General features: G+C 52.8%; 16 protein-coding genes. 8 read left to right on the top strand and 8 right to left on the bottom strand.

Annotation, left to right across the window (positions count from 1 at the left end):
- Window positions 1-50 precede the first annotated feature (50 nt).
- The 4 genes from ACYVJQ_RS05205 (at window position 51) to ACYVJQ_RS05220 (ending at window position 3,160) form a co-directional block, all read left to right on the top strand.
- Window positions 51-1,484: a PQQ-dependent sugar dehydrogenase gene (locus ACYVJQ_RS05205; protein ID WP_460892003.1), complete on the top strand. Its 1,434-nt coding sequence runs from the start codon at window positions 51-53 to the stop codon at window positions 1,482-1,484.
- The gene (locus ACYVJQ_RS05210; protein WP_460892004.1) at window positions 1,481-1,882 is read left to right on the top strand and encodes a c-type cytochrome; all 402 of its coding nucleotides are present in this window, start codon (window positions 1,481-1,483) and stop codon (window positions 1,880-1,882) included. The genes ACYVJQ_RS05205 and ACYVJQ_RS05210 overlap by 4 nt, the downstream gene beginning before the upstream one ends.
- 285 nt (window positions 1,883-2,167) lie before the next feature.
- Window positions 2,168-2,740 (top strand): histidine phosphatase family protein, encoded by a 573-nt coding sequence (locus ACYVJQ_RS05215; protein WP_460892005.1) that lies wholly within the window; start codon window positions 2,168-2,170, stop codon window positions 2,738-2,740.
- A gap of 165 nt (window positions 2,741-2,905) precedes the next feature.
- Complete coding sequence (locus tag ACYVJQ_RS05220; protein ID WP_460892006.1) at window positions 2,906-3,160, top strand: hypothetical protein; 255 nt, start codon at window positions 2,906-2,908, stop codon at window positions 3,158-3,160.
- A 123-nt stretch (window positions 3,161-3,283) separates the two neighbouring features.
- On the opposite strand, the gene ACYVJQ_RS05225 is transcribed toward ACYVJQ_RS05220, so the two are convergent.
- On the bottom strand, window positions 3,284-5,791 hold the full coding sequence (locus tag ACYVJQ_RS05225) for a TonB-dependent receptor (RefSeq protein ID WP_460892007.1): 2,508 nt from the start codon (window positions 5,789-5,791) through the stop codon (window positions 3,284-3,286).
- Window positions 5,792-6,058: 267 nt separating this feature from the next.
- A complete protein-coding gene (locus ACYVJQ_RS05230; protein WP_460892008.1) occupies window positions 6,059-6,679 on the bottom strand; it encodes a 3'-5' exonuclease in 621 nt (206 codons plus the stop codon).
- Window positions 6,680-6,780: 101 nt separating this feature from the next.
- Here ACYVJQ_RS05230 and ACYVJQ_RS05235 point away from each other — a divergent pair, with 101 nt between their 5' ends.
- On the top strand, window positions 6,781-7,074 hold the full coding sequence (locus ACYVJQ_RS05235; RefSeq protein ID WP_460892009.1) for a hypothetical protein: 294 nt from the start codon (window positions 6,781-6,783) through the stop codon (window positions 7,072-7,074).
- A gap of 127 nt (window positions 7,075-7,201) precedes the next feature.
- Here the strand turns inward: ACYVJQ_RS05235 and dnaK are convergent, their stop codons facing one another.
- From dnaK to ACYVJQ_RS05265, 6 genes are all read right to left on the bottom strand, one after another.
- A complete protein-coding gene (gene dnaK / locus ACYVJQ_RS05240; RefSeq protein WP_460892010.1) occupies window positions 7,202-9,136 on the bottom strand; it encodes a molecular chaperone DnaK in 1,935 nt (644 codons plus the stop codon).
- 817 nt (window positions 9,137-9,953) lie between these two features.
- Window positions 9,954-10,559 (bottom strand): pseudouridine synthase, encoded by a 606-nt coding sequence (locus ACYVJQ_RS05245; protein ID WP_460892011.1) that lies wholly within the window; start codon window positions 10,557-10,559, stop codon window positions 9,954-9,956.
- A gap of 104 nt (window positions 10,560-10,663) precedes the next feature.
- Entirely contained in the window at window positions 10,664-11,092 is a 429-nt protein-coding gene (locus ACYVJQ_RS05250; RefSeq protein ID WP_460892012.1) for a putative signal transducing protein, read from the bottom strand.
- Between the two features lie 18 nt (window positions 11,093-11,110).
- Entirely contained in the window at window positions 11,111-13,198 is a 2,088-nt protein-coding gene (locus ACYVJQ_RS05255) for a vWA domain-containing protein (RefSeq protein ID WP_460892013.1), read from the bottom strand.
- 393 nt (window positions 13,199-13,591) lie between these two features.
- Window positions 13,592-14,338: a 3-oxoacyl-[acyl-carrier-protein] reductase gene (gene fabG / locus ACYVJQ_RS05260; RefSeq protein WP_460892014.1), complete on the bottom strand. Its 747-nt coding sequence runs from the start codon at window positions 14,336-14,338 to the stop codon at window positions 13,592-13,594.
- A gap of 201 nt (window positions 14,339-14,539) precedes the next feature.
- Entirely contained in the window at window positions 14,540-15,271 is a 732-nt protein-coding gene (locus ACYVJQ_RS05265; protein ID WP_460892015.1) for a tetratricopeptide repeat protein, read from the bottom strand.
- A gap of 196 nt (window positions 15,272-15,467) precedes the next feature.
- Between ACYVJQ_RS05265 and ACYVJQ_RS05270 the strand changes: the two genes are divergently transcribed.
- From ACYVJQ_RS05270 to ACYVJQ_RS05280, 3 genes are all read left to right on the top strand, one after another.
- Entirely contained in the window at window positions 15,468-16,046 is a 579-nt protein-coding gene (locus ACYVJQ_RS05270; protein WP_460892016.1) for a SixA phosphatase family protein, read from the top strand.
- A 208-nt stretch (window positions 16,047-16,254) separates the two neighbouring features.
- Window positions 16,255-16,752, top strand: a complete 498-nt coding sequence (locus ACYVJQ_RS05275; protein WP_460892017.1) for a hypothetical protein — start codon at window positions 16,255-16,257, stop codon at window positions 16,750-16,752.
- Between the two features lie 382 nt (window positions 16,753-17,134).
- Window positions 17,135-19,510 carry a TonB-dependent receptor gene (locus tag ACYVJQ_RS05280; RefSeq protein ID WP_460892018.1) on the top strand — a complete coding sequence of 792 codons (2,376 nt, stop codon included), beginning with the start codon at window positions 17,135-17,137 and terminating at the stop codon, window positions 19,508-19,510.
- Window positions 19,511-19,589 lie beyond the last annotated feature (79 nt).

A 19,589-nucleotide genomic window follows, 5' to 3' on the forward strand; every position in this document is an offset into this window, starting at 1 on the left:
AGTACCTCACCTAACTCCTTGTACCTATGGTTAAACCTCTACGCGCATTCTTGTATGTTTTGACAGTGCTGTCCTTGTCTGGCTGCTACAAAATAAGGGGCCATTACGGGGGCACCCAAAGTTTCACGCCCCAGGCCCGTACCATCAAAGCCACTGATGTAGCCTTGCCGGCCGGCTATAAAGTGGAGGCCGTCACCACCGGGCTAAATTACCCTACGGGCATCACCTTTGATGAGCAGGGCACCCCTTATGTGACCGAATCTGGCTATGCCTACGGCGAGGTCTGGTTGCCGCCCAAACTGCTGAAGATAAACCCAGACGGTTCCACCACCCAGGTAGCCGCCGGCGAAAAGAACGGCCCCTGGACCGGTGCTGCCTACCATGACGGCTTCTTCTATGTGTCTGAGGGCGGGCAGCTGGAAGGCGGGCGTATTCTTAAAATCTCTAAAGCCGGGCAAATTACCAACCTGGTGGAGAACCTGCCCAGCCTGGGCGACCACCACACAGATGCTCCGGTGGTAGGGTCAGATGGGTATCTCTATTTCGGGCAGGGAACGGCCACTAACGCGGGGGTGGTGGGGCCAGACAACCTGGACTTTGGCTGGCTGAAGCGCAACCCCACCTTCCATGACATTCCGTGCAAAGACATTGTGCTGGTGGGCCAGAACTTCACCTCAGACAACGTCTTAACCGAAGCCAAAGATGACAAAGCCGTAACCGGCGCGTACCTGCCCTTCGGGATGGCCAGTACGCCAAACCAAATCATTAATGGGGCGGTGCCCTGTTCTGGGTCCATTATGCGAGTGCCCCTGCGGGGAGGGCCGGTTGAGTTAGTGGCCTGGGGCCTGCGGAACCCTTTTGGGCTAGCCTTTTCCAATAACCAACTGTACGCTACAGACAATGCCTATGATACCCGCGGTAGCCGGCCGGGCTACGGCACCGGAGACGTGTTGTGGGCTATTCAGCCAGGCCAATGGTATGGCTGGCCAGACTTCTCTGCTGGGCAGCCCATGGCCAATGAAGATTACAAAACCCCTAAAGATGACCCAAAGTTTATCCTGGCCAAGCACCCTAACACGCCTCCCAAACCAGCGGCTATCTTAGGGGTGCATAGTTCTTCTAATGGTCTGGACTTTTCACGCAATGCCGGCTTTGGGCACGTAGGCGAGGCCTTTATTGCGCAGTTTGGCGACATGGCCCCTAACGTGGGGCGCATCTATGGTCCGGTTGGGTTTAAGGTGGTGCGGGTGAACCCCAGTACCGGCGTGATTGAAGATTTTGCCGTAAACAAGAGCAAGACCAACGGGCCCGCCTCAGAAATGAAGACCGGTGGCCTGGAGAGACCCATTGCCGTGAAGTTTGACCCCACAGGAACCGCCTTATACGTGGTGGATTTTGGTATCATGCCCATGACAGAGCAAGGCCCGGCGCCCAAGCAGGAAACCGGCGTGGTCTGGAAAATCACTAAAACCAGCAACAGATGAAAAAGCGTTCCCAGTTGCAAAACTTCCTTTGGCTAACGGTCTGCGGGTTTTCTTTACTGCTAATGTCTAACTGCGGCAGCGCCCGACGCAGCGAACCCATTATGGGTCCATTGGCCGTTTCCTCGCAGCAACTGGAAAATGGGCGGCTGGTATTCATGCAGAACTGCCAGAAATGCCACCCGGCCGGCGAGGCGGGGGAAGGCCCTTCCCTGAATAATGTGCCCGCGCCAGGAGGTGTGTTACGGTTTAGGGTACGTAGCAGGGCTTTTCTCTTAGGCCTGGGCAGAATGCCCTCCTTTAAAGAACATGAGATTTCACCGGAGCAACTGGATGACCTGGTAGTGTATTTGAAAGCGCTTAGAAGGCACAAAGGCACGGAAGCCGTTACCCTTAAATAAACCAGCCATTCCATGTAAGCCACAATGCGTTTTGAGCCTGTTTTTTGGAAAACAGGCTCAAAACGCATTGTGGCTTTACTCTAAAAACAGCATCCCGTTTTAGGGCCATTTTCACAAAAACGGCCCTAAAACGGGATGCTTAATTCAAGTGAGGTGCGCGTGCTTTCCTAAAAGTGGAAGCCCACCAACAGGAAGAGGTGCCTGATCTTGGTACTAACGTTCACGTATTCTGAGAAGCCAAGGCCGGGCACCAAACGTATAACAACGCACAGTCAAAGAATACTTATGTCAGAAAACGCCCCCCATATCTACCTTATTCGGCACGCGCGGCCTATTATTAACCGTTCTGGCTTGTTCAGTAAGGCGGCGGCGGCCCAGTACATTCAGGACTATAATGTGGTAGACGTGGAGAAGATCATTGAGAAAAGCGAGCATCTGCCCCTGGACCGGATTAAGAAAGTTTTCTGCAGCACGCTGCCCCGTGCCAAGGCCACGGCCAAAATGCTGTTTGGCGAAGAGGTAGAATTAATAGAGGATGCTACCTTCCGGGAGTTTGAGAACCGCATCTGGGGGTTGCCGCTGGGCAAGTTTCCTTTGATCTGGTGGCAAGTGACGTCTAGAATCCTTTGGCTGCTGGGGCTTAACCAGAAAGACATTGAAAGCTTTAAGCAGGCCAAGGCCCGGGCTTCCCAGGCGGCCCAGCATTTGGCCACCGAGGCAGATACCCACGGACTGGCAGTATTGGTAGCGCATGGTTTCCTGAATGAATTTGTGAAGCGTGCCCTAAAACGCCAGGGCTGGAAAGTGCTACGCGACGGCGGGCGCGGGTACGTGGGGGTGACGCAACTAGGAAAATAAGCTTACCCGTTCTAAGCCCGTTTTTTCAAAAACAGCCGTAAAACAGAACTAACCTGTAGGGCCTGCCGGGCGGGTGCTGTTTTTTTCCGGTCGTTTGATTTGGCAGAGGAAGGAGAATGGGCCCTATTTTAAAGGCGGAGAAATGTATACCTAACCAGAAAGAACATGGCACACGAACACAGAATCCTGAAAGCAATGTATGCGGTGGTAAAAGACCACGAGACCAAAACCACCTGGCCCATTGACGCAGCGGCCATCTCAGCTGAAACGCCGGGGCTTTCCTTAGGCGAGATAGAGCAGGAAATACGGGACCTGGAAACCAAGAAACTGGTAGTCCTAGACCACGCCCCAGACATGACCCTGTTCTGCCGCCTTACAGACGCTGGCCTACAGCACGCCGAAAAAGCCGCCAGCGATTAAGGCAACCCTCAGTCAGGGACAGAAAAGGAAGGAGCTACCCAGCAGTTCCAACCCTACACAAATGCCCTACCAGCGTAAACCAGTAGAGCATTTATTGTTTCGCATTTGGGCCTTTTTAACGGTTTAGGTCCGGTTCACCTCGTCCAGGGTATTGGTACGGCGTTGCTCCACTTTCTGCCCTTTGCTGAATTTGTAGCGCAAGGTCACGCCCACGTTTCTGGGGTATAGGTACTGGTCAAAGTTGTTGATGTTCTCGCCAATGGTGGTGTTAAAGCGCAGGCGGTAACTCCGGAAGATATCATTCACGTTCACGCTCAGGTCCAGCTTTTTGTCAAGGAAGCTTTTCTTCAAGCCGGCGTGCACCCACCACATGGCCTCAATTTTGTACAAGCCAGATACTCCCGGTCCTCGGCCCACCGCGTTTACCTCCATCTGGAAACCGTACGGCAACAGGATGTTGTGGCTGGACTGCAGCATGTACAAAAACTGAGCATTGGTCACGCGTTGGGTGTTGTTGTTAGAGTTCAGCTCACCATTCACGTTGGTCATCATGGTGTACTCATTGTAAGACAGGGTGAGCGTGTTGTTGGTGTCCCAGTTCTTCATGATTTTAAGCGGCGCAATGGCGGTCATGCTCACGTTCTGCAGGTCGTCTACGTTACCGGTGGTGTAGATGGTGGTGGCGTTCTCCACATCCAGGTAAGGCAACTCAGACATCACATCTTTCACGTATTGGTAGTTAAGGGTGACAATGTAGTCTTTCCTGAACGTCTGGGTAAGGCCAATGGAATGGGTGTACTGCGGGCGCAGTTGCGGGTTTCCGGTGGTGTAAGTGAAGGGATCACGGTAGCTGATGAACGGGTTCAGGTTACCGTAGTTGGGCCGCTGGATGCGGCGGCTATAGTTGTAGCCAATCTGGTAATTCTCGCTTACTTTCTGCTGCACAAACAGGCTGGGGAACAGGTTGAAATAGCTTCGGTCATTGACCTGTTCTGTGGTCACAGATTCCCCGGTAGACTCGGTTTTCTCTCCCCTCAGACCGGCCTGCACCAGGAATTTCTCCCCGAACTTGGTATTGAAGTTCACATAGGCCGCGTATATGTTCTCGTCATAGATAAAGTGGTTGGTTCTTCTAGGGTCCAGCACCAGGCCATTGTTGTTGAAGTAAAACCGGGAGTCATTGTCAGACACCACGCGGCTGGCCTTAGCGCCCAGCTCCAGCTTGCTCACCTTGGTCAAGGGCTTGGCAAAATCAATCTTACCGGAGTAGATGTCAAAGCCGTTATCTGTGTCCGTGAACAGGAAATCCTGGGTGGTGGGGCGGCCCTCAGTGGCTAAATCTGTGTAGAAGTTGTAGAAATTGGAGTGCCCGGCGTTGGAGATTTTTACGAAGTCAAAATCAGCCGACAGGGTGGTGCCCAGGGTGTCTAGCTTGCCGTTGTAGTGTACATTGTTGGTAGAGCTTCTAAACCGGTTCGTCAAAAAGTTGTTGGCATTGATGAACGTGGCAGGGTTCTGACGATTAAGCCCCATGTACGAGTCTGAGATAAAGTCTACCCAGACCGTGTTCTGGTTGAAGCTGGTCATGGCGCCCACGCTGTGCTTGTCAGTGATGCTGTAATCAGTGCCAATCCTGAACGTAGGCGGACCCTGGTTTTTATGTTGGCCGTGGGCCGTCTGGTCAAAATAGATTTTACCGCCCTCGGCGTCATATACGCGCTCAAAGGTGCCTTCACGGTTGCCCACACGCTGCATCTGGTCTATGCTGGCAAAGGAATTCCACTTGCCGCTTTTGTAGTTGACGTTGCCCCCGGTAGAATAGCCACTCTGCTTGAAGTTGGTGTTATAGGTGCCGTACACGCTGCCGTTCAACCCCCGCAGCTCGTTCTTCTTGAGGTTGATGTTCAGGATACCAGACGTGCCTTCGGCATCAAACTTGGCCGATGGGTTGGCGATGATCTCAATATTTTTGATGTTCTCCGCAGACATCCCTTCCAGCATGGTGCGCAAGTCAGAGGCCGAGAGATAGGTCAGCTTGCCGTCCAGCATCACGGTCACCCCGCCCCGGCCATTCAATTGGATGTTACCGTCCTGGTCTACAAACACCCCCGGCGACTTGGCCAGCACATCATAGGCCGTTCTACCCGCCGCCAGCGCCGTGCCCTCTATGCTCACCACTATCTTATCTGCCTCCTGGGTAATGGTAGGCCTGAGGGCCTGTACCGTCACTTCCTTTAACTGGGTAGCAGAGTTGCTTAGTTTAACCGTGCCTATGGCCACTTCGGGTTTCTGCGCTGTTACCGTCACCTGCGGCCGGACCTTGGTGACGTACCCAATAAAACTGAAGGAAAGGGTGTACTCCCCCGGGACTACCCCCGTGAACGCATATTGGCCCTGGGCGTTGGTCACGGTGCCGTTAACGGCCTTTTTGGTACCGGCCTCCAGCAAGGCCACCGTAGCAAACTCAATGGGCTTGCCGGTAAGGGAGTCTGTTAAGGTGCCTGTGATCTTACCGGGGTTTTGCGTCTGGGCAGGAGCAGTTGCCGTAGGCGTTTCCTGGGCCCAACCTACTTTTGGCCCGAAAAGGAAAAGGCAGAGCAGCCCAATTAAAAAGAGGAATCTTGTTTTCATACGAAAATGAAATAGGAGTGAAAGCCAGGGTGGGGGACTGTAGAAGAAAGACACCGCTTTAGGCCAAGGGTTGCACGGTGCCCTCTCTAAAATTCAGGAATTAAAAAGCCCAGACACCTGCAAAGGAAATACTCCTAAAAACTTAGGTAGGAATAAAGCTGAAGTGGTAGTGATAGGGAGGAGGCCATAAACGAAGAAATCCTGTTTTGAGGGCGTTTTACAAAAAACGGGCTCAAAACAGGATTTCCTCGTTCTACCAGAGAATGTCTAAAATGGGAATGCCTTGCGGGGCTTGGGAGCTTTCTTCACCGAAGAAGCCGTGTACCCACCCTCAAACAATCGCCCGAAGTTGATTTTCAGCTTCTCAGGGAAATCTTCCAGGCAATGGCAGGCGGTCTTCTCCAGGGCTCTCAAGGTTAATTCAGCACAGGCGTAGGAGTCTGCGGCGGCGCGGTGGTGCTTGAACTGGATGCCATGCCGGTTACAGAGCGATTTTAGGTCATACTGCGGCAAGCCCTGCCACACCTGCTTGGAGAACTGCACGCTGCAGGCGTACTGTAACTCAGGGAAGGGCAGGCGATACGTATTCAAGGTGGCCCTGAGCACGCTCATGTCAAAGCTGGCGTTATGGGCAATGATTAACTGGTTTTCCAGCAAAGGCTTCAGCTCCTGCCAGACCGTATCAAAGGTGGGGCTGTGCTGCACATCCTGGGGCTTAATACCATGGATGCTGATGTTCATGCCGTTGAAGTAAGGATACGACCTGGGTTTAATCAGCCAGGCCTGGGTGCCCATGATTTGTCCGTTCTGCACAAAGGTCAATCCAATCTCACACGGGCTGTCCCGCTCAGGGGTAGCCGTCTCAAAGTCAAGGGTAATGAAATTCATGATTGAATTTTAAGAATATAGCTGCAAGTTACACACTAGGTAGATTTATTTATCCAGTTACTAAGTAACTTACCTCAAGATGCCTTTTCTCTAAGAGTAATATGATGAGGAAGATTGCCATTACCATAGCTTTTGTCTTTGCGGGTTTTCTGCTGTATCTCTACCTAACCGATAAAGGAGTAGATAACTACCAGAGGTTCAAACGTCTCAAGGTAGGGATGAAAAAGGAACAAGCTTTGCAGGTAATGGGGAATCCAGATTTTATTTTAGAGGATACAAAGCAAAATAGGACAGGCTATTTCTATACTAGACCCAGGTATTATTTATCTGATGACATGAAAGTTATAATTGATAACAAAGCAGACACCGTTATTCATTTGGTAAAACCAGAGTGAGAACCGTTTGCGGATAAACTTGTAGTTAGTAAGTTGTTCAAAAGCAATTATTTGCCCCATTTTTAAAGCCACAAAAAAAGCCCCACCGCAACGCGGTGGGGCTTTTTCAACTAAACCTAAATTTAAATTACTTTACTTCTTCGTAGTCCACATCGGTGACGGTGTCGCTGCCAGAGGTCTGGCCGGCGCTTCCGTCTGCACCAGGCTGCTGCTGTCCACCAAATCCGGCGTCAGCACCAGGTTGTCCGGCGCCGCCGGTGGCGTTGTACATCTCCTGAGAGGCGGCCTGCCAGGCGTTGTTGATGTTGGTCATGGCGCTATCAATAGCAGCTAAGTCTTTAGACTCATGCGCTTTCTTCAGGTCGGCCAGGGCACCTTCAATGGCGGTTTTATTACCGGCAGAAAGTTTGTCACCGTACTCGCTCAATTGTTTCTCCGTCTGGAAAATCATAGAGTCAGCTTGGTTTACTTTTTCTACCTGCTCTTTCGCCGCACGATCCGACTCAGCATTGGCTTCGGCTTCCTTACGCATTCTCTCGATTTCTTCTTCAGACAAACCAGAAGAGGCCTCGATGCGGATTTTCTGCTCTTTGCCGGTGCCTTTGTCTTTAGCAGACACGTGCAGGATACCGTTGGCGTCAATATCAAAGGTTACCTCAATCTGCGGAACGCCGCGTTGGGCTGGTGGCAAGTCTGACAGGTGGAAACGACCGATGGTTCGGTTGTCTCTGGCCATAGGGCGCTCGCCTTGCAACACGTGAATCTCTACGCTTGGCTGGTTGTCAGAAGCGGTGGAGAATACCTCAGATTTCTTGGTTGGAATGGTGGTGTTAGACTCAATCAATTTGGTCATTACGCCGCCCATGGTTTCAATACCCAAAGAAAGCGGAGTCACGTCCAAAAGAAGAACGTCTTTCACCTCACCGGTCAATACACCACCCTGAATAGCAGCACCAATAGCTACTACCTCATCAGGGTTCACCCCTTTAGATGGCTTCTTGCCGAAGAACTTCTCAACTTCCTCCTGGATTCTTGGGATACGGGTTGAACCACCTACCAGAATCACTTCGTCAATGTCAGATGGCTGCAAACCAGCATCCTGCAACGCCTTTTTCACCGGCTCCATTGATCTGCGGATCAAAGAGTCTGCCAACTGCTCAAACTTGGCACGGGTTAATTTACGCACTAAGTGCTTAGGACCAGTTTGGGTAGCGGTGATATATGGTAAGTTGATTTCGGTCTCAGAAGAGGAAGACAACTCAATCTTAGCTTTCTCGGCGGCTTCTTTCAAACGCTGCAGGGCCATTGGATCTGTGCGCAGGTCCATGTTCTCTTCAGACTTGAACTCGTCTGCCAGCCAGGCAATGATCACCTGGTCAAAGTCGTCACCACCAAGGTGCGTGTCACCGTTAGTAGACAATACTTCAAATACACCGTCACCTAGTTCCAGCACGGAGATATCAAAAGTACCACCACCTAAGTCGTATACCGCGATTTTCTGATCCGCATGCTTTTTATCCAGACCGTAGGCCAAAGCGGCGGCGGTTGGCTCATTAATGATACGCTTCACCTCAAGACCGGCAATCTGTCCGGCTTCTTTGGTGGCTTGGCGCTGGGCGTCATTGAAGTAGGCAGGAACCGTGATCACGGCCTCGGTCACAGTAGTGCCCAGGTAGTCTTCGGCGGTCTGCTTCATTTTCTGCAACACCATGGCAGAGATTTCTTGCGGCGTGAACTCACGGTCACCAATCTTCACGCGTACGGTGTTATTGGTACCGGCTACCACGTTGTAAGACACGTGGCTGGTTTCGTCTTTAACTTCAGAGAAACCGCGGCCCATGAAACGCTTGATGGACGCGATGGTATTTTGGGGGTTTGTGATAGCTTGACGCTTGGCAGGGTCACCCACTTTACGCTCACCGTTCCCGTTGTCCAGGAATGCCACGATGGACGGAGTAGTCCGGCGGCCTTCGCTGTTAGGAATTACCACTGGTTCGTTCCCTTCCATTACGGCCACGCAAGAGTTGGTAGTTCCTAAGTCAATGCCTATTATTTTTCCCATTGTCTATAGTTTTATATTGTAGTTTCTGATTTAACTCGTTTGGACTGTTAGTAACAAGACATGTGCCAAGGCCGATTTTCTGGTTTTTTGTGACACAATGTCATTTTAAGGCTGCTTGGTTCTGTAGGCTATACGAACATTCGGCAGGAGGTGTCAGAAGAAGGTGCGCTTTTGGCTTATTTTTGCTTTCGCTGATAATGTGATTTTGTCTTTTCAAGCTTTTTGTTGGTTGCCTTTATTAATGTTTTACGCCGTTGTTAGTGTTTCTAGGGGCCAACGACTCGAATTGCCCACCATTGCCATTTAACTTTTGGTGCACGCCATTCCGCCTGTGGCTGGCGTGGTGTCTGCTGTTGCCTTAAGTCCTTATGCTGTATTGTTTCATGGTTTCCCTCCGAGCGCTCACGGCCGCGGGGCCCCGTCTTTCCCCCTCGCACTGCCCTTGCGGCCGAGTTGCAGTCTGCCCTTAGCGAAGCCCCTGCAGGGCCACAAGCGAGGCGCTCGAGGTAAAGACTGGAATCGGGCAATGCGTGGGGATGATGTTCTTTAATGACCTGTTTAGCGGTAGCGGCGTTTTGGGCACGTTTATCGGAAAACAGCCCCGAAACGCACTACTGCCCGACAATTTCCAGTACCGCTTACTAAGCGCTGACTCCCCCCTTGAGGGGGGCGAAGGGGGTGTTTACACAGGAGAACACGCATATCGTCCCCCTTTGAAGGGGGTAGGGGGATGACCCTCTCTTGCAGATCAATTAAGGACTCAGAATTCAGAACAGCCGTTTCCAGCCCGATTTTCCAAAACAGACCCAAGCGAGAACTACCGCTTTTTATAAGGCCGTTGGAATGTATTGACCGGTTTGGCCAGCCCCTTCAAGACCTTCACCTCCTCTGCCCTCAACTCTCGAAACTCCCCGGGTTGCAAATCGCCAAGAACTAGAGACCCGATGGCCACGCGGACCAGGCGCAAGGTGGGGTACCCTACGGCGGCGGTCATTTTGCGGACCTGACGGTTCATACCCTGGCTTATTTTTACTTCTACCCAACTGGTAGGGAGGTTGGCCCGGAACCGGATGGGCTTGGAGCGTTCCCAGAAGGTTACGTCTTCCAGCAGGCGGGTTTTGGCGGGGGCTGTTTTCTTGCCTTGTAGCAATACGCCGCGTTCCAGTTCATCCAGGGCCTGGTCTGTGGGAACTCCTTCCACTTGTACCCAATACGTTTTCTCTACTTTGAATTTAGGGTCAGACAGACGGTGCTGCAGTTGCTTGTCATCGGTGAGTAAGACCAGGCCTTCTGAGTCATAGTCCAGGCGGCCTACGGGGTACACGCCGGGCACGGTCACATAGTCTTTCAGGGTTTGGCGGCCCGCCTCATCAGTGAACTGGGTTAATACTTCAAAGGGCTTGTTGAGGAGCAGGTAACGCACGGGAAAGAAGGGTTAGTGAAGAGATAGAAGGAAGGACAAATGTAAGGCACTGGTTTTCTGTTTCAGGCCTGTTTTTCCAAAAACAGGCCTGAAACAGAAAACGGTTAGGAGGGCTCTTTCTGAAATTCAAGCCCGCACTGCCCACATTTGTATTTGTCTTTAGCTAAGAGCGGCAGGCTGAAGGTGATCAAGCCCAGCAAAAAGCCGCCAATGTTTTTGAGCTTGCTTCGGGAGTCATAGGCGTATGAGATGTCTTGGGAACCGCAGCGCGGACAAGCCACGGGCACGTCCTGTTCATTGGTGTAGGGCAGGGCGTCTAGGCCATGTAGAATTTCCAGGGCTTTTTCAGCGTCGCTGGACAGGGTTTTCAGTTTAATGCCGCCTATTGAGATGTTATAAAGCGGGTTAAGCGACACCATGTTCTCGTCAAAAAGAAAAGCCAGCACGCCTTCGCTTTCCAGCTTGTTTTTGGCCATGTGCGCATCAATCGAACCAGAATACGTGGCAATGGTGACCAGGGTGTCTTTTGTCATGGGCATAAGGCAAAGAAATTAGAGGCTTCCGTAGAAGCGCCGAAGCGCCCACTCGGCGCAGGCCAGGCCCAGAAGCAGGAAGTAGTACCAGGACTGCTCCAGGAGGTCTTTCTCTTCCTGGTGGCTCCGGAGGATGGTTTTGAAATTAGCGTCCAGCAGAGTCTTTTCCAGTTGGGCCAGTTGGGTGGGGTAGAAGAGACGGGTGTTGGATCGTTCGGCCAGTTGTTGGAGCAGGCTGTGGTCTGCCAGGGCGTTCAAGGATTCCAGGTTCTGTTCCTGCACCAGAAACTCGCCGGTGTCTGTAAAGGTCTGGCCTTCTACGTTGGCCGTGGCGGTGTAGCGGTAAAGGCCCACCGACAGATTGCCTACCTTAAGGCCCTCGCCGCCCTGCTCATGTCTAAAGCGGTGCCGGGTTTGTTTTCCGCCTTCATGGGTAATCGTGACGGCAATCTGCTGCCCGAAGATCTCTTCCTGCACGGCATTGTAGACATCGGCCTGCAGGGCCACCGCCTCTGAAGACTCAAATTGATCTTTAACCGGGAAAACATGCAGGCGTTTCTCATTGCGGCGGTTGGCCAGCAATTGCACCAAATGGGTCATTAAGGCATCATAGATCTGGGCCGAACCATGATCTGAGGCCTCAGTGAGGCGCCACTGCCAACTGCCGTCTGTGAGCAGCACCGCCGCCGGCACGGGCATAGACGACTTGTACAGCAGCAACGGTTTTGAACTGCTCACGGCCCCCACCTGCTGGCGCAGGATCACCTCGGTGCCGGGGGCTACCCGCCAATCTCCGAAGGTGACGGCCGTGGGCGGCCAGGCTTTGATGCGACCCGGCGCCAGAGGCTCTGATGAGAACCGCTGGAAACCAGGGTTGAGGACCGGTTGCACCTCATCAAACTGGACCGACGGATTGTTTAACTGAACTCCGGCCTGTAGTTGGTTAAAGGCAGCAAAATCTGTCTGCGCCCCCAGAATGTAAAAGGTAGGAACCTTAGCTGATCGTAACCGCCGGAGCCAGTCGGTGCCTACGTTGCCGGTGTTCGGGATCTGGTGCAGGATGGCCGCGTCATAGGGCGCTTTAAAAGCCGGACTCTGGAAGGGCCCCAGCACCACCTCTACGTCTAATAAGGGGTTGCTGCGCAAGGCGCTGCGGAGGGCCTTAATATCTGGGTGCGGGGCGGCGGCGGCCAGTAGAATCTTCAGCTTCCCCTTGATCACATCCAGGTACACGTGGCGGCGGTTATTGACCGCTGTGAACTCCTGAGGCAGCGGCTGTACCAGGAGCTCATAATGCTTTTTGCCGGGCTGCGCGGCACTTACCTGAAAAGGGACCTCCACGGTAGATTTACGTGGCAGGGTAATGGTGCGCCGTTGAATGGTCTTGCCGTTTTCCTGCAGCAATACCTGCACCGGTCGGCCACTGAAACCAGCCTGCCGGATGGAGGCCACCAGGGGGAAAGACGTACCGCTGTAATTGATCTTGTTGTACTGCACCTCTTCCAGCACCACATCAGGTTTGGGAATGGTGTCACCTAGGGCTACCGGGTAAATGGGCGCGTCATACAATTGGAAAGTAGGGGTGGGGCCCTGGTTATGGATTCCGTCTGAAAGCAACACCACCGCGGCTAGGTTCTGGTCCCGGTTAGGCGCAATCCCTTTTTCCAGCAGGGCGTGCAGGTTAGAAGATTGGGCAGTAAAAGGAATGCTGCTGAATTGCTGTAACGTAGTGTCTCCTGCCTGAAAAGCAGTCCGTTTCACTTCCAGGCCTTTGGCTGCCAACCTTTGGGCAAGTTGGTCTACGGCCTGTAGCGTGGCGGTGAGCTGGGGCTTAGGCGTAAACATGCCTACCGATTGCGAATTGTCCAGGGCTAGCACCACTTTGGGTTTTATCTCCTCTTGCCGTGTGCGCCGGGTATAAGGCTCCAGTAACAGGAACAACACCAACGTCACCAACAGCGCCCTGAGCGAGGCCAGCAACCACCTAAGCCCGGTAGGCCAGGGACCACCCCGTCGGTACATCAGCCAGGCCACGCCTACGCCCGCGGCCAGACACAACAAGGCAAACCAGGGAGAATGGACAGTGTGGATTTGGAGTGATTGCACAGAAGGTGAGGTTAGACCCAGGTTATCAGGAAGCAAGATAAAGACATGAGCCCCAAGACCCAAGACTTTTATTCTCAACTGACACAATCTATACTTATTGCTTGGCAAACTGTTTCAGGGGTGATTTTTTGAAAACACGGGGAAAGTAGGATTATCAGAACGAGTGGTCATCCCCCTACCCCTTCAAAGGGGGGCGAAATGCGTGAGCGAGGTGGAGGGTAAGATGGGCCTTATGGGGAGTAGGGGCAATCCCTTGTGGTTGCCCTTACGCATGCCAAACGTGCAAGTGCAACCACAAGGGATTGCCCCTACAAATAAAAAAAGCCGATGAGGTTCTACACCCACATCGGCTTTTAAATTCATCCTGAACAATCAGCAATTAACCATCAACAATTAAGTAAGCATACCGCCGTCTACCTGCAGGGTCTGGCCGGTGATGTAGGAAGAAAGGTCTGAGGCCAGGAACACGCAGGCGTTAGCTACGTCTTCGGGGGCACCGCCGCGTTTCAACGGAATAGCTTTGCGCCACTCGGCTACGGTAGCGGCATCCAGCTCGTCGGTCATGTCGGTTTCAATGAAGCCGGGGGCTATGGCGTTGCTTCTGATGTTGCGGGAACCCAGTTCCAGGGCCACTGATTTGGTGAAGCCAATGATACCAGATTTGGAGGCGGCGTAGTTGGCCTGGCCCGCGTTGCCTTTGATCCCTACCACACTAGTCATGTTAATGATAGACCCGCTCTTGGCGCGCATCATGTGTTTGGTGGCGGCTTTGGTGAGGTTGAAGACAGATTTGAGGTTGGTGTTGATCACGGCATCCCACTGCTCCTCAGACATGCGCATCAGCAGACCGTCTTTGGTAATACCGGCGTTATTCACCAGCACATCCAGTTTCCCGAAGTCCTTTACCACATTCTCCACCAGTTCCTCCGCTTGTTTAAAGTCTGAGGCGTCTGAGCGGTAGCCTTTGGCCTGAATGCCGTACTCCGCAAGTTCCTGCTCCAGGGCCTGGCCTTTCTCCACGCTGGAGAGATAGGTGAACGCCACATTGGCGCCCTGCTCGGCGTATTTTTTGGCAATGGCCCGGCCAATCCCCTTGGAGGCGCCGGTTACTAAGGCAATCTTTCCTTCCAATAATTTCATAGTTCTTTCTTATGGGCCGGCGCTACAGACGGCACGCGGCAATGGTCTAGCCTCAAATATACTAATTGCCCGCGGGAGCCAAAGAACTCCCCCGCCACATTTGCACCCCAACCTGCGTTTTAAGGCCGTTTTTTGAAAAACAGGCCTAAAACAGAAGCCTCGCCGCCAAGCGAAGGTGCTAGCGGAAAGAAGGCATTAGGGTTATTTGCAGTAGCGTTTCAAGAGGGCTGCAGCCTGGGTAATGCCTAAGTCAGAGGCCTTTTGCCAGTCTTCACAGGCGCCTTTGCGGCTCTTGCGGGTGTGCTTTAAAACTCCGCGGTTATAGTAGGCCTGGGCCATGTTGGGGTCATAGGAAATGGCCTTGTCATAGTCTTCCATGGCGGGGTTGTACTTTTTCTGGCGCATGTACAGGTTGGCCCGATTCAGGTACGCCACGGCGTAGTCCTCCTGCAGGGTAATGGCCTGGCTGAAATCCTGCAAAGCGCCCTTCAGGTCTTTAAGTTTGGCCCGATTAAGACCCCGGTTATTGTAAGCCTTGGCGTAGTTGGGTTGGTGGGTAATGGCCTGGTTATAGTCTTCAATGGCCTCTCTGTACTGCAACCGGTTCTGCTTGATATCACCCCTGAACTTAAACGACTCCGCGTCATTGGGCACCAGGCTTACGGCTTTGGAGAAATCTGCGAAGGCCCCATCAAAGTCGTCCATCTCATATTTGGCCACGCCGCGCAGGCGGTAAAGACTTCCGTCATCTGGTCGTTTGGCAATGGCGGCGTCATATTCGCGCACGGCCCCGCTGTAGTCATTCTTGCTGGCGCGCTCCATGCCCTCTTTGTAGTGGGTTTTGGCGGTTTTGCAGGCGCTGGCGCCTCCGGTAAGCAATAGCACCATCAAAAGAATTCGGCTGTGCCGAAGAAAAGGGAGATTAAGTAACATATAAAAAGGAGTAATTGAGGCTACATACTTACTTTGGGGGAATATAGTTATACGTCAATATTCCCGGGCGGGTAGAAAAGGAGGGCTTTACAAGAAACTTCCTATAAAAAAACGACCTGCCTTGCTGCTTTAACGCCCGCATTTTTAAAGGATTGCCCAAGATTTGCTACCTTACCCTCTAAACCTTCCTTTACCCATGAAACAGATGCGTACCTTTCTCCTTTTGCTAAGCTGGTGCTGCCTTTCCCTTACGGGGCTCCTGAGCTGTACCCAAAACCAAGGGGCTACCACTACCACCGGGGGCAAGGCCCCAGCCAAAAGCGAAACGGTGGTGTACCTGGTACGGCACGCCGAAAAAGATACTTCTGACCCCAAGAACGAAGACCCCAGTTTGACGCCTGCCGGTCAGGAGCGGGCCCAGGCCCTGAAAGCCCTGTTGGCGAAAGAGCCGGTGGCTGCTTTGTATGCCACCAAATACGTGCGCACCCGGCAAACCCTGCAGCCCCTGGCCCAAAGCAAGTCTCTGCCTATTGCCACCTATGAGGCGCATGATTTCAAGGGGCTGGCCCAAACCATCAAGGAAAAGCACCCGGGCCAAACCGTGCTGGTGGCAGGCCACTCCAATACACTGCTGCCCTTGGTAGAGGCTTTGGGCGGCAAAAAGCCCTTCGCTGAGATTTCTGATGCCCAATATGACTACCTGTTCAAACTAACTCTGCAGGAGGGCCAGGAAACCAAGGTAGAGGTATTACAGGTAGGTGCCCCGTCCCGGTAGGGTAAACAAGAAGTTTCTGTTTCAGGCCTGTTTTTTGAAAAACAGATCTGAAGCAGAAACCCAGGATTGCAGGCGAAGCCCATTTATAAAATTTAGGAGAACCCATCTTTGCCCATTGTAAGTGCAGCCCCTATGTGCGTAATTTGCTTCTACTCCGCGCTTTTTCCTTTATAGCTTTTTGAAACGACTGCTCCCTCTTTTTTTTATCGTGCTTTTCCTTTTCCACAGCGTGGGCAGTTCCTTTCTGGTAGTGGCCCTGCAGGCGCAGGTGCGCCGGGAAGTGAAACGACGCATCAAAGAGGGACTGGCGCCGGAGCAATTGCATCTACTCACCTTCAGCGCTAAGGAGGCGGCCGCCCTGGACTGGAAAGAGCAGGGCCGCGAGTTCAAATACCAGGGCATGTTCTATGATGTGGTGCGCGTACAACAGGTAGGGGGCCAGCTGCTCTACCAGTGCATCACAGACACCCAGGAACGCAACCTGTTTGAAGCATTGGACCAACTGGTACAAGACCATATGGGCCGCTCTGCCAAACAGAAGTCTTTGAAGCTGCTGGTGAAGAACCTGGCCAAGGCCTGCCAAACCAACAAAATACAGTACCCACTTGAATTCCTTTCTACGGTTCCCAAACCGGAATTCCATTATCAGTTCTCCCTTTCCACCAGCATCCAGGACATTCCTGTTCCTCCGCCCAAGCGCGGGTAATTTTCTTTCTGGATAGGAATTTCTTCTTTCTGCCTTCGTCCTGAAAATACCTGCGGGCCTGTTAAAAGGTCTTGGCTACGCGTATGTCTGGCTGCTATCAATAAGGCGGCCCCGCGCTTGTTGTGGAAGGGAAGGAGTTAATCCGGTTTCTTTTGGTAGATAGCTAGACTCTTGTCTAACAAGGTTGGCTACGACTAAACTCATCAGTTTTATTTTACCACAATCCTCCTTGGGAAAACAACCCAGAGGCAGTGAGAGGTACGTTCTGTTTTGAGCCCGTTTTCTGAAAAACAGGCCCAAAACAGCAAGGCTTGTTCTTGTCTTTACCCGGCCGTCTTCTGCCTGATGTGTCTTTCTAAGGTGTTACCATCTTAACTTTCAAATGAAAAAATATATACACCTCCTGGTAGGCGTGTTGCTGTCTGTTACAGCGGCAGGCCAGAGTAGCCAGTTGCGCGGGCGCGTATTTGACGCCTACAGTAAAACGCCGTTGGTAGGTGCCACCGTTCTGGTTTCCACTACCCAAGGCGTCACCACCGATGCCAAAGGCGAATTCACCCTGGACTGCGCGGGTGCTTCTTCCCTTACCGTCAAGTTTGTGGGTTATGAGACTTTTTCTGGCTCCGTTAAATCCTGCGACCAATACCTGCAGATTGGCCTCACGCCCTCCAACACCAACTTAAACGAAGTAGAAGTAAGTGCCGCCGCCTCTGAAACAAACACCGTGCTGCGTCAGCCGCATTCCATTGGCTTGCTCACCCGCCGCGAACTGACCCGCAGCGAGGGCATTTTCCTGGAAAGCTCTTTGAACCTGATACCGGGCGTGCGCATGGAGAAACGCACCATGAACGGCGGGCAGCGCATCTTGATCAGGGGCTACGGCTTACCTGCGGCCAACGGAAACCAGCTTAACTTTAATGGGGCTGGCTACAAAGCCTATCTCAATGGAATTCCGGTAACCGATGCTGAGGGTGTGACCGTGCTGGACGACGTGGATTTCTCCACGCTGGGCAAAGTGGAAGTGATCAAAGGACCAGCCTCCAGCCTGTACGGGACCGGTATTGGCGGGGTAGTGAAGATGTTTACCTTACGGCCCGAGGCGCAGACCACCCGCCTGGTACAGGAAGGCTTGGCAGGCAGCTACGGTCTCTGGAGCACCAACACGCGCCTGGAAAGCGCCAATGAGCGCGCGTCCATCCTGGTGAACTACGGCCACCAAAACTATGACGGTTACCGGGTGCATACCAACTCAAGGAAAGACTTCGCCACGTTTGTGGGAGATTTCCGAACTTCAGAGAAGCAATCCATCACCGCCTACGCCGCCTACAACAACTCCTTTAATGCCATGGCGGGCCAATTAGACAGCGCCTCCTTTTTTAACAAGGAAAACGAGGGTGAGGCCAAATACCTGGAGAACAACGGCCGCGTGCGCTATGAAAGCATTAGAAGCGGTTTGGCCCACACGTACTCGTTTACCCCTTTTCTGAGCAACACCTCCAGCGCCTATTTCAGCAACTACACGCAAGAGCAGGCCTCGGCGGCTGGCCTCAACAGCAACATGGCCTATAATTTGGGCGGCCGCACAGAATTCAATTTTAGCTTTGCTAAGGTGCTGCAAGGCTTAACGGGAACCGTGGGCGGCGAATACCAGAAAACCAACTCGTTCCGGAAAACAAATGCCCTGGGAACCGGCGGAGCCCTGGGCGGCATCACGGCAGACCTGCAGGTGTCGGCTATGCAGTATTCGGCGTTCACGGAGTGGAACCTGCAATTGCCCCTGGACTTTACCTTGGTGGCAGGCCTGAGTGCCAACCGCGTGGAGTACGGCATCACCGACAAACTGACCAATACCGCTAACCCCACCCACGCTGACCAGTCTGGGTATAAGAAGTTTGACGCCGTGGTGACGCCCAGAGTAGCGTTGCAGAAACTGATTACGCCTAGCATGACGGTGTATGCCTCGGTGAGCCAGGGATATTCGCCGCCAAGCGCCACCTCTGTGGTAGTTCCGCAGGCCGGAAGGGTCCTGACTGACCTTAAACCGGAGCAAGGCACGCAAATGGAGGTGGGCAGCAAAGGTAGTCTGCTTGATAAAAAAATGTCTTACCAACTGGCGCTCTTCCACCTGAAGGTGCAGGACAAGATCATGACCCAGGCCTACGCAGACCCGCAGTCCGGCTCCATCTTGTACACCCTCAGCGCCAACGGCGGAAAGCAAACCAACCAGGGCCTGGAAGTGGCGTTAAACTACAGCCTCCTCCAAAACGAGGAAGGCCTGGTGACCTTGGTGAAGCCGTTTGTCAACTACACCTACTCAGATTTCACCTATGATTCCTTCACCCGCGAAAGCATTGTGCGCGTGAACAACGTGAACACCCGGGTAGTGGCAGACTATTCTGGCAAGGCAGTGATTGGTGTTCCCAAGCAGAATTTCAACGCGGGAGTAGACGTAGAACTGAAACCAGGCTTCTACCTGTACACCACCTTCCAGCACGTAGATGACCTGCCCATTACCTATGATGCCAAGCACCGCGCCCCCAGCTACAACCTGCTAAACGCCAAACTGGGCTGGCGGAAAAACCTGGGCAGCCATGTCTCCCTGGATGTCTTCGCTGGCGGCAACAACCTCACCGGTGACCTGTATTACCACATGGTCTTCCTGGATGCCTATTCCTCTTCTAACAACCCCAATATCTACCTGCCGGCGGCCTACAAGCCTACCTACTTTGGAGGCTTGAACTTTGGGTATAAGTTTTAATCCTCGGCCCAACGGAGAGAGTGCTTTTTCCCTAATCTGTTTTGAGCCTGTTTTTTCAAAAACGGGCCCAAAACAGAAC

Source organism: Rufibacter soli, assembly GCF_054781795.1.

Bases quoted from the DNA above. Each gene is read 5' to 3' on its own strand.
- ACYVJQ_RS05210 (WP_460892004.1), top strand. From the start codon at position 1,481: ATGAAAAAGCGTTCCCAGTTGCAAAACTTCCTTTGGCTAACGGTCTGC.
- ACYVJQ_RS05215 (WP_460892005.1), top strand. From the start codon at position 2,168: ATGTCAGAAAACGCCCCCCATATCTACCTTATTCGGCACGCGCGGCCT.
- ACYVJQ_RS05220 (WP_460892006.1), top strand. From the start codon at position 2,906: ATGGCACACGAACACAGAATCCTGAAAGCAATGTATGCGGTGGTAAAA.
- ACYVJQ_RS05225 (WP_460892007.1), bottom strand. From the start codon at position 5,791: ATGAAAACAAGATTCCTCTTTTTAATTGGGCTGCTCTGCCTTTTCCTT.
- ACYVJQ_RS05230 (WP_460892008.1), bottom strand. From the start codon at position 6,679: ATGAATTTCATTACCCTTGACTTTGAGACGGCTACCCCTGAGCGGGAC.
- ACYVJQ_RS05235 (WP_460892009.1), top strand. From the start codon at position 6,781: ATGATGAGGAAGATTGCCATTACCATAGCTTTTGTCTTTGCGGGTTTT.
- dnaK (WP_460892010.1), bottom strand. From the start codon at position 9,136: ATGGGAAAAATAATAGGCATTGACTTAGGAACTACCAACTCTTGCGTG.
- ACYVJQ_RS05250 (WP_460892012.1), bottom strand. From the start codon at position 11,092: ATGACAAAAGACACCCTGGTCACCATTGCCACGTATTCTGGTTCGATT.
- fabG (WP_460892014.1), bottom strand. From the start codon at position 14,338: ATGAAATTATTGGAAGGAAAGATTGCCTTAGTAACCGGCGCCTCCAAG.
- ACYVJQ_RS05265 (WP_460892015.1), bottom strand. From the start codon at position 15,271: ATGTTACTTAATCTCCCTTTTCTTCGGCACAGCCGAATTCTTTTGATG.
- ACYVJQ_RS05270 (WP_460892016.1), top strand. From the start codon at position 15,468: ATGAAACAGATGCGTACCTTTCTCCTTTTGCTAAGCTGGTGCTGCCTT.
- ACYVJQ_RS05280 (WP_460892018.1), top strand. From the start codon at position 17,135: ATGAAAAAATATATACACCTCCTGGTAGGCGTGTTGCTGTCTGTTACA.